Raw genomic sequence first — 13,494 nt, 5'->3', positions numbered from 1 at the left:
TGTACTTAAGCGTTAAAATCATTCAATCGACGGTTTTTATAAAAAAAAGAGCCGGTGTAAACCGTGCTCATTTTTGGATCACTCTTCGAAATAATTTTTAAATGGTTTTTTAGGTGTATGTGTTTCGTTACGATAATAAGGATTATCTTCAGTAGAATCTTTAGGATCCAAGTTTGTTTTAATTACTAATGTAGGTCCTGTTGTACCATGCTCTGCAATAATCCGATCATTTAATTCATTAAAATCAGGTAGTTTTTTATTCCCTGGTTGTAATGGTTCAGTCATATTTACACACCTCCTTACAATAGGATGGTTTCTTCAAGAAAAATTATGTATTTAGATTCGAATAAGTCTTAAATTAGAATAAAGTGGAGTGTATTAGCTTTTGCCAATGTACATACTGATTAGCAAAATAATTAAGAGATATTCAATGAAAAAGGTGGAATTATGAATGACAGTAATAGAGAAATTAGCAAGTTCTTTAAACCGTAGAGATGAAGAGCCTAACATCGAATTAGCGATTCAAGTTGCGGATCAAAATGATGAAAGTGCCGTAAAAGAACTGATCGAAAATCTTACCAACAAAAATAAAAACATCCAGAATGATTGCATAAAAGTTTTATATGAAATTGGTGAACGCAGACCATCTTTAATATCCGATTATACGAAGGAATTTTTTTCGCTTTTAGAAAGTAAAAATAATAGACTTCAATGGGGAGCAATGACTGCTTTAAACAGTATTACAAGTGATTTTCCTGAAATAATCTTTTCGAATATCAAAAAAATCATTGTTGCAGGTGACAATGGTTCAGTTATTACAAAAGATCAAGTTGTAAATATTCTTATAAAATTATGTTCGGTTAAGACATATGCTGAAGAGTCATTTAATTTGCTTATTAATCAATTAGTTAAAAGTCCAACAAACCAACTCCCGATGTATGCGGAAAGATCGATGTCTATTATTAATGAAGAAAATAAAAATTTATTTATTGAAACATTAACCTCTAGGTTGGATGAAATTGAAAAAGAAACAAAAAGAAAACGAGTTGAAAAGGTTATTAAAAAAATTAGGTGAAAATGTTGAATTTGAACCGAACAAAATGTGTATTTTGTTGATAAAAGTTCTGGAATGTAAGAATATTCCTTTTAAACAAAGTATTATAGGAGGACTAAAAGTACGGCATGCACTTACGGATGTGGAAACTCTTTCGAAATGGGTAATGCCTAATGATATCAAACCTGTCGTTGGACATAAATTTAACATTAGATTAGAGCAGTACAATTTAATTCTTGATTGTGAGGTTCTTGAAGTAGACGAACCAAATAAGCTTTCTTACACATGGGTCGGTGGTGGAACAAACACGACAGTTACTTGGACATTGAAGCATGAGGATGGAACAACTTATTTACATCTTGAGCAAACAGGATTTGAAAAAGAATTTCAAGCGTTCAATGGTGCGAAATTTGGTTGGGTAAGAATGGGCGACGAGCTTAAAAAATTGTTAGGGGATCTGTAAGACCAATCCTCTAAAAACTATTTTTTAGCTTTAAGATAACATAAGAAAAGCAAACGGATCAGTTTAAGGCTGGTCCGTTTTTATTTTCTAGATTATTAGGATGTTGTAGTAGGATAGAAAATCATTTGCTCTAAAAATCGACAGGATTACTGATTTTATTTTTGTTTCCCTATCTTTTTTTGTTGAAAATGTTCGAATTATAAAAAAATTTATATTTGATAAAATTTGTAAAAACGAAAATCCTGTCAAATCTCAATATAATAAAACTATCAAAAGAGAGAGAGGAAGATGGGGGAAATGAAAAAGAGAATCAAAAAAAATGTTACGACCCTAGCGGTAACAACGGGTCTTGTAACTAGCGTATTCAATCCAATTTCTATTCAACACAGTGTTCATGCACAATCAACATCAAAAGTTGAACAAGTTTTATCAGCTCTTACACCAGCTCAACGTGAGGCGATTAAACAATTAAAAATCAGTGATAAAGAAGGACTTCAAGTATCTGCTGATGTGGATTTAACAAGTACAGCGACAACTTCTGTCATTGTTGAATTTAAAGACAAACCAGCAAATACAGCAGTCATGGTAGCAGAAGCAGATGGAACAACCCTTTCTGAAACAGATGCACAAGCAAAAGTAGATGCTTCACATGACACGTTCCAACAAGATTTAAAAACGATTTTTAGTAAAGAGTTAAAAGAGAAGAAAAATCCTTACAAAATTAAGCGTGCTTACAAAAAAGCATTTAATGGAGTTGCGATGACACTCCCTGCTAATAAAGTAAAAGGTTTGCTTAAATCTAGTGCGGTACAAGCAGTATGGAGTGATTTACAAGTTCAGTTAGATGATCCATCTACTAAAAATCTAACGACTACTGAACAACAATCTTCAACTCATACGATGGTAACATTCCCTGGTGTTGAAAAACTTCATCAAGAAGGCTATACAGGAAAAGGCGTAAAAGTGGGTATTATTGATACTGGTATCGATTATAATCATCCAGATTTAAAAGGTGCTTTTAAAGGTGGATACGATTTCGTTGATAATGACAATGACCCAATGGAAACAACATATGCGGATTGGAAGAAATCGGGACTACCTGAATCAAATGGTGAAGCATATTATACAGAGCATGGAACGCATGTAGCTGGAATCATTGCTGGACAAGGTAAAAACAATGCTGACTATTCGGTAACAGGCGTTGCACCAGATGCTGATATTTACGCTTATCGAGTTCTTGGTCCATATGGTTCTGGTTCAACTTCAGCAATATTAGCGGGGATTGACAAAGCAGTAACAGACGGAATGGATATCATTAGTATGTCCCTTGGAGCAAACTACAATGACCCGTTATTCCCTACAGCAATTGCGGTTAATAACGCTGTACTTTCAGGGGCAACAGCAGTTGTTGCAGCAGGAAATTCTGGCAATAAAATGTATACATTAGGTACTCCAGGAAATTCTCCTTTGGCAATTACAGTTGGAGCAAGTGATACTCCTAGTACGATTCAACAATTTTCAGCAACTGCAAAATCTTCAACTGGTGATTTACCGGCTGATTTGAAAGTAGCTGCTCAAGGACTTTCGGATAATGTAGCGGAATTTCAAGGGAAAACGTATCAAATGGTAAATGTGGGTACAGGAGCGGAAACTTCTTATAATAAAAGAGATTCTGACGGTAACTACACAATACCAATCGATGTAACTGGAAAAATTGTCCTGGCTCAACGTGGTAGCTTAGGTATAGAAGAAATTGTTAAACGAGCTAAATCACATGGAGCAAAGGCTGTTGTTTTAGTGAATACATCTGGAAATACATTACCAGATGTATACTTAGGTAACGTATATGGATATATTCCAACATTTTTAATAAATAGTTCACAAGGTTTAAATATTCAAATTAAAATTCCTACAAGTGAAGCAATGAAAGGGAAAACAGTTGACTTTACATTCGGAAATATGAGCCAATCAGTAACAACAGGTAATAAATTAGCAGATTTTAGTTCAAGAGGTCCATCACGTGTATTATATGATATTAAACCAGAAGTAACAGCACCTGGTGTCTCGGTATTCTCAACTGTACCTTCTTATATGCATAAGGATGATAATGGAAATCCATTAACTGATTATCAATATGCATATGAACGCTTATCTGGTACATCGATGGCTACACCAAACGTATCAGGAGTAGCAGCATTATTAAAACAAGCTCATCCAGATATGACGCCTGCAGATATTAAGGCGACACTAATGAATACAGCAGATCCATTAAATGATAAGTATAGTGTATATGAAGTAGGTGCAGGTTTAGTAAATCCGTACAAAGCTGTGCATGCTGGGACGGAAATTCAAGTGAAAGACAAGACGAAAACATTAAGCAGTGATGCTAAAGATGCGGGTAGTGCTACTCTTGCAAGTAAAGGAATTAAAACAATTAAAAATATTACTGGAGCTTTAAGCTTTGGTGAACAAGCTGTTGATGGTAAGGAGCTATCAGATTCTCGTTCAATGACTTTATTCAATAAGAGTTCTGAAGATAAAACATATGATATAAAAGTTCAATTCCAAACATTAGATGCACGTTTTACAAATGACTCCAGAGCAGATCAAGATGCTGCTACAAACGGGGTTACTTTAGATGTTAAGTCATCTGTAAAAGTAAAAAGATACAGCAGTGCAAATATGGATGCGACAATCAATGTTCCTAAAACGGCAAAACTTGGTACTTATGAAGGGTATGTAGTGTACACAAATCAAAAGAACCCTGATGAAACGTATAAAGTACCGTTTGCCATTCATACAGTTGATGAAGGAATTGATTATGTAAAAGGAGATCCAGCTGCTTTCACTATACCTTATGAATCGGGTAGTAATGCAACAAAGTGGTCAATTGGCGTGGACTTTAAACTAAAATCTCACATGCGTACGTTTGATTTCTTCCTTGTCGATCCAAAAACAAACGAAGAAATTGGTTACCTAGGCACATCGGATGGAATGGGTGCAGAAGAGGGGATACAGTATTATTTCCGCGGTGTATTGAACGGTGGACAATATTATCCATTAACAGGAAACCCGGATAGCCCAGTTACATTTGATTATAAAGAAGTTGATCCAGGATTATGGAAAATACGAATGGTTGGTACAAATGATAAAGGTGCAACCTTCACTAGTGACGCTCCTGTTTATTATGGAATAAAAGAGCCAAAGGTTACAATGAATTATGAAGCAGGACAAATCGTTGAAACGGCTAATGCAACTGACAAAACAGTTACAGTAACAGGTAATGCATTTGATAAAAACATAGCTGAAATGCAAGCAGCAGGAATTGATGCTTCACAAGGCGAAAATAAAATGTATTATTACAATCCGAATAATTCGAATGAAATTAATATTCCTGTAGATGGAAATGGAAACTTTAATTCAACAATACCATTGTCAACAGCAGGCCCAGTCTCATTGCCAATTACAGAATATGATTTCTATGATCGAGATAAATCAACTGTAGAAAATTATGGAAGTTTTAAAGACATCTACTTTGTAAAAAAAGGAACTGCCTATACTTCAGCAATTTCTGAAAAACAAAGAATCAACATGGGAGATTCAACAACAGTAACGTTCTCAACGAAAAATGTAGCAACTCCTGTGAAAAAAGCTGAATACTCATTCATATACCCAACTAAGTTCCTAGACGTTACAAATGTAAAGCCACATGGAACATACGATGGAAAATTAGATGTTAAATACACAACTGCACCTTTTAATGGTACGTACAATGTTATGACAATCACTGCAACAGCTCTTGGCGACCTTGCGACGACGGGGATTACTGGAGATACTTCTTTAGTAGATCTAACATTCAAAGCAAAAGATATATACTACAAAGGCGGAATGCAGTTTGAAGATCCAACTGGAACAAGTAGATTCTTTAAAGCTGTTTATACAAATGTGGATAATACTACCGTAACAACGCAAGGCATTCAACCTTATTTCTATATTACTCCTACTTATTCTCTTATGAGGAGTGCGGTTCAGGCAGAAGGATTGGCTTCAGGATTTGTTCAAGGGGATATTAATATGAACACTAAGATTGACTATAATAAAGCTGGTTCAAAAATTAGTGTGAAAGATTCCGATGGTAAAGAATACGGAGTAGCTGATCCTTTAGGATATAGTTCAACAGCTCCACAAGGTTTTACATCTAGATTACCAATTACAGATAAACCATTTACATTATCAATCGATGTACCGGGACATTTCACATTCAAGAAAGACTTTACAGTTGGTTTGAAAGAAGACGGTAAAGTGACAGCTGGATCTAAACCAGTTGATTATAGCTATATCCCAGGTGGAGATGTTAATAAAGATAATGTAATTGACGTGAAAGATGCTCTGTACATCCAAACTTATTGGGGAACAAATAAACGTGATGCAGATATCAACTATGATGGTGTAGTTGATGAGAAAGATATGCAGTACGTAATTAATAACTACTTAATGCAAAACCCATTTGTTGACAATTCACCAAAGGCAGTTAAGAAATCCAAAGGTGAAACTTTAGATGACGTTTTAACGGATCTTGGATTAGAGTAATTTAATGATAGTTTTATAGAAAAATCGGCGATGATGAAATGTCATTGCCGATTTTTTTGTAATCTATGTTTTCTATAATTAACTATAAGGAAATAAATTGCAAGAATGGGATTAGCGTTTTGCTATACGGATAAAGTATGGGCTCCAACTCCGGATATGCCTGCTGGTAAATATAAAGTGACGTGTGTGATGGAAGATGAAACAGGTCTAAAAATCTCTGCAAAAGAGCGATATATGACGGTCGTAAAACCGACATATTCGATAGTATAAGATTTGGCCTCAACCTTTTATAGTTTTCCGTAAGGTTGGGGCTTTTTCTTACGGATTTCTTAATTAAGCTAATAGAGTAAGGACCTCTAATTTAAGTTATTGAAATATTAATCAAAAAAGCTATCAATCCCTAAAAACAGGAATGATAGCTTTTTTGATTATTGTACTACTGTTATTTTTTTAGGCGTAGTCGTAATTTTAAATCCATCCTTCGTAACTACCTCAGCAGAGATATAGTACGTGCCATTCGGAAGGTCAGACTTTGGTACCCACGTTGTATGGACTTCTTTTTCATTTTTAAATGCAATCGTATCGACGACATTACCATTTGCATCTTTTACATTGAATGTCCAGTCACTTCTATTTTGAGCAAAATAATCGATTTGTGCTTGTCTATCTTTATTTATTTTAGTTGTAGGATATACACTAGCATTTGAAAGAACCATCCAATCACTCATATATTTTGTACTTTGATCTCCCCAGACTGTGTATGAGTGATTAAATGCATTGTCAGCTCCAATAACGACAATACTTTTCGGTTCTGTATTTACTACTAATGTTTGTGCTGTGCCTGGCATATAGTTATTACCGTCAACCCAAACAGATGAAGCAACATAACCACTTCCGTTTTCGTTATCTGTACCTTTCCATGAAATTTCATATTTGCCATTAGTCGGTGTTACTTTAATATCTGTAACCTTTGGTAGAGTAGAATCTACTTTTACTGGCATTTTTACTTCTTGTGGTCTAGCACCTGGATAGTCTAGAGTTGTTCTGATTACATATTGATAAGTTCCATCAGGTACAAGATTGCCTAACTCATCAGTCATATTCCAATAGTAGCCGTCAGCATAAGAATAATCACCGTATGACATAATATTTTTTCTGAATTTCCAAGGTGTTCCTGTAAATTCACTAAAGTCTCCTAAGTAATTAACGATTTTGCCTGACTGGTCTTTGATATACATTTCAGTTTTTTGTAAATTTCGTAATGCTGTAAATCCAGCATATATACCTTGTAAATGATAGTTCGGAGAGATAGCAATTTTATTTAAATTGAAAGTTCCAGTTTTACCATCATACCCCTTTGGTGCACTTCCAGAATATTCATCCCATAGTGCCGTATAGCCTAAAAATGCATCTTTATCCCATGCTGGAGCATCTATATTACGTGGTTCATCCCATTTTCCGTAAAAGCCCATATATGGAACTGATATAGGAACTGCTTTATCCTTGTCAACAGGAACTAGACGTACAAATCCTTCTACGAAACTATTATTCTTTATTGAATCAGGTAAAGAAATATTCACAGTTAACATTTTTGATTGGCCAGGTTTAATTTTTAGTAATGCTCCAGTTTTATCTGTTACTTTTTTATCATTTACTGTGATCGATGCACCTTGAATTCGTTCACTAGTTAATGTTAGATAATCTTTTGAATCCATCGTTCCATCGTTATCTAAGTCAAATTGCTTCGTTTCAGTTTTATCCTTAAGCAGGTCAACATAAACATTGTATTCAATATCAGCACTATTATTTTTACCTTTCGGTTGATCAAATGCTTCTACATTTAATTTAAAACTTGTATTTTTGCCGATCTCTTTTAGCGCTACTGCTCCAGCTTGTTCTAAAGGTGTGTTTCTACTTGTGATAATAATCGGAGTGTTGATTGCATTTTGAATTTGCATTAAACCAGCGCCTTGTAAGCGAGGAGAATATGGAACTTCCCCATTTGTTCTAGGATCCATTACAATATTAGATGTATTCATTAAAGCAAGCTTAGCTTTAAGAGCTGTGTCTTCTGAGTGTTTTAGTCCTTTCTCGTAAAGCGATTGTAATACTAACGCTGAACCACCTACTACATGCGGTGTTGCCATCGATGTGCCACTCATCACTTCATAATCATTACCTGGTACAGTGGAATAAATATTTCCTCCAGGAGCAGAAATTTCTGGTTTGAAATCTAATGTTGAAGGAGAACCGTATGATGAGAAGCTAGACAATTTGTTTTTGTTAACATTATCAATCCAAGTATCGCCTGCTAATTTCATTTTGACAATTTGACCACTTGTTAATTTGTTAATTAACTCTTGACCGACTGCTTTACCGGTTGTAGCGGCTGGTATTGTATATGGACTAAAGCTTAAGTACGAATAATCATTCAAAACATCAGGTGGAATAACAATGACTGCTTTTGCTTTATATTTTGCTGCATTAAATTGAGCGAAAGAATATGACGTATATTGATTATTCATTTTTACTAAGACAATTTTTCCTGCTACATCTTTATTAGTAAAATCAGTAGCTTTCGAACCTTCTCCTGCATATACCAACTCATACTCTTGACCTGGTATTAAGTTTTTAGAAAGCTTAAAATTAACACTAGGAGCAAACATTGTTTGATCTTGGAAAGGAAGTTTAAAACCGTTTGCGTCACCTAATGTATTTAGATGCATTTTAGTATTTTCATAGGATGCAACGGATAAAGCGAATGGACTGACACCTGGTGCACTTACCGTCCCAATATCAGGATCTTCTGCATATGGTTGCATAGCAGAAGGGAAGAGGAGACTATGATTTGTACTGTACGCTGAATTACCAGCTGCAACAACTACAAGACTTCCTTGTTCAGTCGCAACTCGAATTGCTTTTTGAATAGGGTCATCATCTTCGCTAACATATCCTGCATCTACACCTAAACTCATATTGATTACATCTGCGCCCATTGTTACAGCATGTTCAATACCAGCAATAATATCGTCCTCGTAAGCAGCTTCATCATTGTCCGAGAATACTTTCTCAGCCAATAATTGTGTACCTGGAGCTATACCTTGAACGCCACCAGTTGAGTCATCGCCATTTGCACCGACGATACCTGAAACATGTGTACCATGTGGACTACCATCACCTCGTGGGATAACATCGGTGTCATGATCAGCCCAGTCATAACCAGTTGGTACTTTATCTGTGTACCAAATATCCCCTACTGCTGTAGCATCTAATTTACTTTGTATTCCACTTTTCGTTAATTTTTCTTTTTGTTTTCCCTTTTCCGTGATGGTCATATCTTTATGTGAGTAATCAATACCTGAATCGATAATTGCTACAAGTAATCCCTCACCTTGGTAACCATATTGACTCCAAACTTTTTGGGCTTGTACTAATTCTTTGCTTGCCGCCATCGTTTCGTGGAATGTTCTAGCAACGTGTACGCTAGTTACACCTGGAGCTTTCTTAATCTCATTTAGGTTTTTGTATTCAGTCTCAACGCTGAATCCATTAAATCCTTCATAGAAGCGCTGTTTTAATATTGGAGAATTTGATTTAGCTTTATTATTTTTTTTGATTACGTCCATTGCTTTGTCTTGCTTTTCTTTAAATAATGATCTTTTGTTAGTCGGTGTTAGATTAGTAGTAGACGGCTGTGCAACTTCAACGATAAAACGAACTTTGTCAGTTGGTTTATAATCCTTTTCTGCATTTTGACCATCTTTATATAGGTTTTCTTTCCCGTTTTGATCTAGTTTATGCGGTTCTTGAAAGTTAAGTGGTTTAGATAGTGGTGTTGAGTCTTTTCCGGATGCGAGTGCAGTATAAGATGAAAAAATTAAAGATGATAAAGCTGCGGTAGTCATTACTTTAAATGCATTCATTTTACTGATTTTCATTAAAACTCTCCTTTTCATTATGTAAATTAGTCAATAATTGTATTTCTTCAACACGCTTTTAAGAGAATAGTAGGTTTTTAAAGATGAGTGTTTGAAATGTTAAACTAACTCTTACATTGAGTGACTAAATAAATACAATAATTAATATATATCCCTCTATATTTTAAGTAAATTGGGGAAATTCCATCGTTTTAATATGCGAATTTTCTGACTACAATGACAAAAATAGACAATTTTCGAACTTGGTTAAATATTCCAAGACAATTATTTTTAGGGAACCTGTTAGAATTTGGTGAAAAATCATTATTTGTTGGAATATTGATTTGGGGAAATTTTGTCAAAATCAATTATTTTTTAATGATTCGATTAAAAATGTTAAAGTTTTTTAACCAAAATATGTGTAGGCTGAGGTTTGAGAAACACACGATTACTTTTAAATCACATTTTTAAAGGGGGGGTTAGAAGAAACTGTTACATTAAAATAGGCACATAATCGGACCCTCATTCATAATACTACGATAAAGGTTACATTTAGCAGGTTGGTGGTTAAAATGGGAGGCGAATCAAAAGCAGTAGTGGGCTCTGTGATTGTATCGATTGGAACAATAACAGCAGCAATTGGCTCTACGCCGTCCAATTATATAAAAAGTAGTGTTCGGGATGACTTATCGATAGTCGGAAATGTTTTGCAGGCTACAGGAAACGGTATTGATGCTGAAGCAAAGGGCACTCTATTTAGAGGGATTGGAAAAGAAATAACAGCAAGTGGTAATGTTATTGTTTTCTCAGGACTAGTATTTGATATACGAAAAGAAGCATCCTATAAATTATTCATTGCAGGCAACTTGTTACAAGCTTTAGGATTAGGAGCTAATATTGGAGAGGCAATTGAACTTACTCCTTTCCCGGGTCAGGCCGAAAACATTGTAGGTAGCTTAACACAATTTATAGGTAACTTATTGCAAGCAATAGGTTGGTCAGAAGCACTATATGATATTAAAGAGGATGAAAAAAAGCTTAGCTATTATGAGGAATATCTAAAAAAAAGTAATGGACAATCCGAGTCCGAAGTATTGGTAGCAACAGGAAGTTGGATCCAAGCAATTGGTTCTGTTATTTCAGTAATTGGAGCAGTAAAAGAAGTAGCAGGGACCAATTAAGTGGAGAGAAAGTAGAACTTATACTTTCATTTATCGAAGTTTCTCATGCTCCGTAGGCTAAACACTTAATCCTAAAATCAATACAATAAAATATGGACAGAAGTGTGGATAAATTTTTCACGCTTTTTTTGTTGTTAGTTATCATTCTAATGTTAAAATGCATTAAAAGTAGAAAAAAATAAAGATAGAAGAGTTTTAATTAAAATTACATAAATTAAACTAAATAAAAAACTTTTTACCCCCGTATCTTTTTATACTTCTATTCCGTTTATAAGGTAGAGAGTGTGAATAAAGGAGTGAACATTAATGTCTAGTAAGTTTAGTCTTCACAGCATAGAAAAGGAAAAACAGGATGAAGAGACGGATAAATTCTATTGGAAGGAGTTCTATCCTAAATTGCAACGATATTGTCGGTTTCTAGCCCAGAATGAATGGGACGGTGACGATATTGCTCAGGAATCCATTTTTAAAGCAATAAAATACTATAGTAAAGAAAAAATGAATTCGGCTTTATTAAATAAAATTGCTTACAATCATTGGATCGATACTTTACGAAAAAGAAAAGAAGAAACGATTAATCCTGATTTAGAACTTTCCCAATATGCAGTCAATCATCCGGTTGATCATAAAATGAATAGTGTTGAGCTCTTACTAAAACATTTTACTCCAAAACAAGCAGTTATCTTTTTCCTAAAAGAAGCATTTCAATATAAATCTAAGGAAATTGCAGGCATTTTAGGAACAACAGAAATAGCCATAAAATCTAGCCTGCATCGAGCGAAAAAGCGTCTAGATAAAACTGACAAAGAAGAAGAATCACTTTTCGTTGAAAATTTTTGGAATGAAGAAGAACGGGAGAAGCTTGAAGAACTTTTTCATATAGCTTTAGAAGTTCAAGACCCTACCGTCTTAATTCAAGCTATCCCTTCCTTTGATCGAATTATTGAAAGTCCTAAAATGCTATTCGGTAATTTCCAATCAGCTCGAACTCAAACTCCTTCAAGCACTCTCTGCATGGCTGCATAGCCAATTAACGCTTTTAAGGAGGATTTTAAAATGACGACAATTCCTTATGTAATTGAACAATCTAATCGTGGTGAACGTTCATATGATATTTATTCCCGTTTGTTAAAAGATCGAATTATTATTATTGGTGATGAAATAAATGATCATGTAGCAAACAGTGTAGTTGCACAATTACTATTTTTGGCTGCGGATGCACCTGATAAAGAAATTTCACTCTATATAAATAGTCCTGGTGGATCAACCTCAGCAGGATTTGCTATTTACGATACGATGCAATATATTAAACCCGATGTTAGAACAATATGTACCGGAATGGCAGCATCTTTTGGCGCAATGCTTTTATTAGCAGGAACAAAGGGGAAGCGTTTTGCACTTCCAAACAGCGAAATCATGATTCATCAACCATTAGGTGGAGCGAAAGGCCAGGCAACAGAAATTGAAATATCAGCACGTCGTATTTTAAAATTACGTGAACATATTAATCAAATAATTGCCGACCGAACAGGCCAGTCAGTTGAAAAAGTGGCAAAGGATACAGATCGAGATTATTTTATGAGTGCAGAAGAAGCGAAAGAGTATGGAATCATTGATGAGATTCTGTATCCTAATAATTAACTTAAATTTTTCAGAGAAGAAGGGTTAGCAATGCTAGCCTTTCTTTGTGCATTTAACCAAATTTCAGTTATATGTTAAATTTTTATGAATAGCATTAATTAGTACGTTATAAGTTCAATTTCAAACTGCATATGTCTAAGTAGAGGAGGGATAAAAATGACATTCGAACAAAAGAGTATAGCTAACTTTATGCACCGAGGTATAACAGAAGATAATACTTACTTCTTTTTGAATGACTTTACTTCCATATTAGTAAGTGGAGAAGATACAAACGGAGCTTTTTGCGTCTTGCACTGCAATGGTAAAAAAGATGGTGGACCTCCTCTTCATATACACGAATTAGAAGATGAAACGTTTTATGTATTAGAAGGAGAAATGACTTTTTTTATTGGTGATCATAAAATTTTAGCAAAGGCTGGAGATTATGTATTTGCTCCTCGGGGAATTCCTCATACGTTTAAAGTGCGCTCTGAAAATACTCAATTCCTTGTTACTGCTTATCCATCAGGTTTTGATCAATTTGTAAAAGAGCTATCTGTTCCATTTTATAAAGGATTCAAAAAGCCTGAAGGTCCTCCTTCAGCTGAAAAACTTCAGAAATTGATCGAGGTGTCAATAAAATATAAAATTTCTTATCCGAGTTTATAA

The 13,494-nt window shown here is 34.7% G+C and carries 10 protein-coding genes; 8 read left to right on the top strand and 2 right to left on the bottom strand.

From position 1 onward, the window contains the following. Positions 1–78: 78 nt before the first annotated feature. Positions 79–285: a hypothetical protein gene (locus ACFVR2_RS21555; protein WP_387366584.1), complete on the bottom strand. Its 207-nt coding sequence runs from the start codon at positions 283–285 to the stop codon at positions 79–81. Positions 286–451: 166 nt separating this feature from the next. Between ACFVR2_RS21555 and ACFVR2_RS21550 the strand changes: the two genes are divergently transcribed. The 4 genes from ACFVR2_RS21550 to ACFVR2_RS21535 all read left to right on the top strand — a co-directional run bounded on the left by ACFVR2_RS21550 (position 452) and on the right by ACFVR2_RS21535 (position 6,377). Beyond that, the gene (locus ACFVR2_RS21550; RefSeq protein WP_387366581.1) at positions 452–1,075 is read left to right on the top strand and encodes a HEAT repeat domain-containing protein; all 624 of its coding nucleotides are present in this window, start codon (positions 452–454) and stop codon (positions 1,073–1,075) included. Beyond that, positions 1,020–1,517, top strand: a complete 498-nt coding sequence (locus ACFVR2_RS21545) for an SRPBCC family protein (RefSeq protein ID WP_387366578.1) — start codon at positions 1,020–1,022, stop codon at positions 1,515–1,517. Before ACFVR2_RS21550 ends, ACFVR2_RS21545 begins: the two co-directional genes overlap by 56 nt. A 297-nt stretch (positions 1,518–1,814) precedes the next feature. Then, positions 1,815–6,107: a S8 family serine peptidase gene (locus ACFVR2_RS21540; protein WP_387366575.1), complete on the top strand. Its 4,293-nt coding sequence runs from the start codon at positions 1,815–1,817 to the stop codon at positions 6,105–6,107. Between the two features lie 105 nt (positions 6,108–6,212). Next, positions 6,213–6,377 carry a hypothetical protein gene (locus tag ACFVR2_RS21535; protein WP_387366572.1) on the top strand — a complete coding sequence of 55 codons (165 nt, stop codon included), beginning with the start codon at positions 6,213–6,215 and terminating at the stop codon, positions 6,375–6,377. A 158-nt stretch (positions 6,378–6,535) separates the two neighbouring features. Here ACFVR2_RS21535 and ACFVR2_RS21530 read toward each other — a convergent pair whose 3' ends face one another. Next, a complete protein-coding gene (locus ACFVR2_RS21530) occupies positions 6,536–10,045 on the bottom strand; it encodes a S8 family serine peptidase (protein ID WP_387366569.1) in 3,510 nt (1,169 codons plus the stop codon). A gap of 551 nt (positions 10,046–10,596) precedes the next feature. On the opposite strand from ACFVR2_RS21530, the gene ACFVR2_RS21525 reads away from it, so the two are divergent. From ACFVR2_RS21525 to ACFVR2_RS21510, 4 genes are all read left to right on the top strand, one after another. Further along, complete coding sequence (locus tag ACFVR2_RS21525; protein ID WP_387366566.1) at positions 10,597–11,205, top strand: DUF6944 family repetitive protein; 609 nt, start codon at positions 10,597–10,599, stop codon at positions 11,203–11,205. Positions 11,206–11,511: 306 nt separating this feature from the next. Beyond that, complete coding sequence (locus tag ACFVR2_RS21520; RefSeq protein ID WP_387366563.1) at positions 11,512–12,231, top strand: sigma factor-like helix-turn-helix DNA-binding protein; 720 nt, start codon at positions 11,512–11,514, stop codon at positions 12,229–12,231. 30 nt (positions 12,232–12,261) lie between these two features. Further along, on the top strand, positions 12,262–12,846 hold the full coding sequence (clpP, locus tag ACFVR2_RS21515) for an ATP-dependent Clp endopeptidase proteolytic subunit ClpP (RefSeq protein WP_335407964.1): 585 nt from the start codon (positions 12,262–12,264) through the stop codon (positions 12,844–12,846). A 156-nt stretch (positions 12,847–13,002) separates the two neighbouring features. Further along, complete coding sequence (locus tag ACFVR2_RS21510) at positions 13,003–13,494, top strand: quercetin 2,3-dioxygenase (protein ID WP_387366560.1); 492 nt, start codon at positions 13,003–13,005, stop codon at positions 13,492–13,494.

The sequence above is a fragment of the Gottfriedia sp. NPDC057991 genome (assembly GCF_042886615.1).
GTDB lineage: Bacteria > Bacillota > Bacilli > Bacillales > Bacillaceae_G > Gottfriedia.
The sequence above is the reverse complement of the archived record's forward strand: the minus strand, read 5'-3'. Positions and strand labels throughout refer to the sequence as shown.

Coding starts and splice junctions, on each gene's coding strand:
- ACFVR2_RS21555 (WP_387366584.1), bottom strand. CDS start 285: ATGACTGAACCATTACAACCAGGGAATAAAAAACTACCTGATTTTAAT.
- ACFVR2_RS21550 (WP_387366581.1), top strand. CDS start 452: ATGACAGTAATAGAGAAATTAGCAAGTTCTTTAAACCGTAGAGATGAA.
- ACFVR2_RS21540 (WP_387366575.1), top strand. CDS start 1,815: ATGAAAAAGAGAATCAAAAAAAATGTTACGACCCTAGCGGTAACAACG.
- ACFVR2_RS21535 (WP_387366572.1), top strand. CDS start 6,213: ATGGGATTAGCGTTTTGCTATACGGATAAAGTATGGGCTCCAACTCCG.
- ACFVR2_RS21530 (WP_387366569.1), bottom strand. CDS start 10,045: ATGAAAATCAGTAAAATGAATGCATTTAAAGTAATGACTACCGCAGCT.
- ACFVR2_RS21525 (WP_387366566.1), top strand. CDS start 10,597: ATGGGAGGCGAATCAAAAGCAGTAGTGGGCTCTGTGATTGTATCGATT.
- ACFVR2_RS21520 (WP_387366563.1), top strand. CDS start 11,512: ATGTCTAGTAAGTTTAGTCTTCACAGCATAGAAAAGGAAAAACAGGAT.
- clpP (WP_335407964.1), top strand. CDS start 12,262: ATGACGACAATTCCTTATGTAATTGAACAATCTAATCGTGGTGAACGT.
- ACFVR2_RS21510 (WP_387366560.1), top strand. CDS start 13,003: ATGACATTCGAACAAAAGAGTATAGCTAACTTTATGCACCGAGGTATA.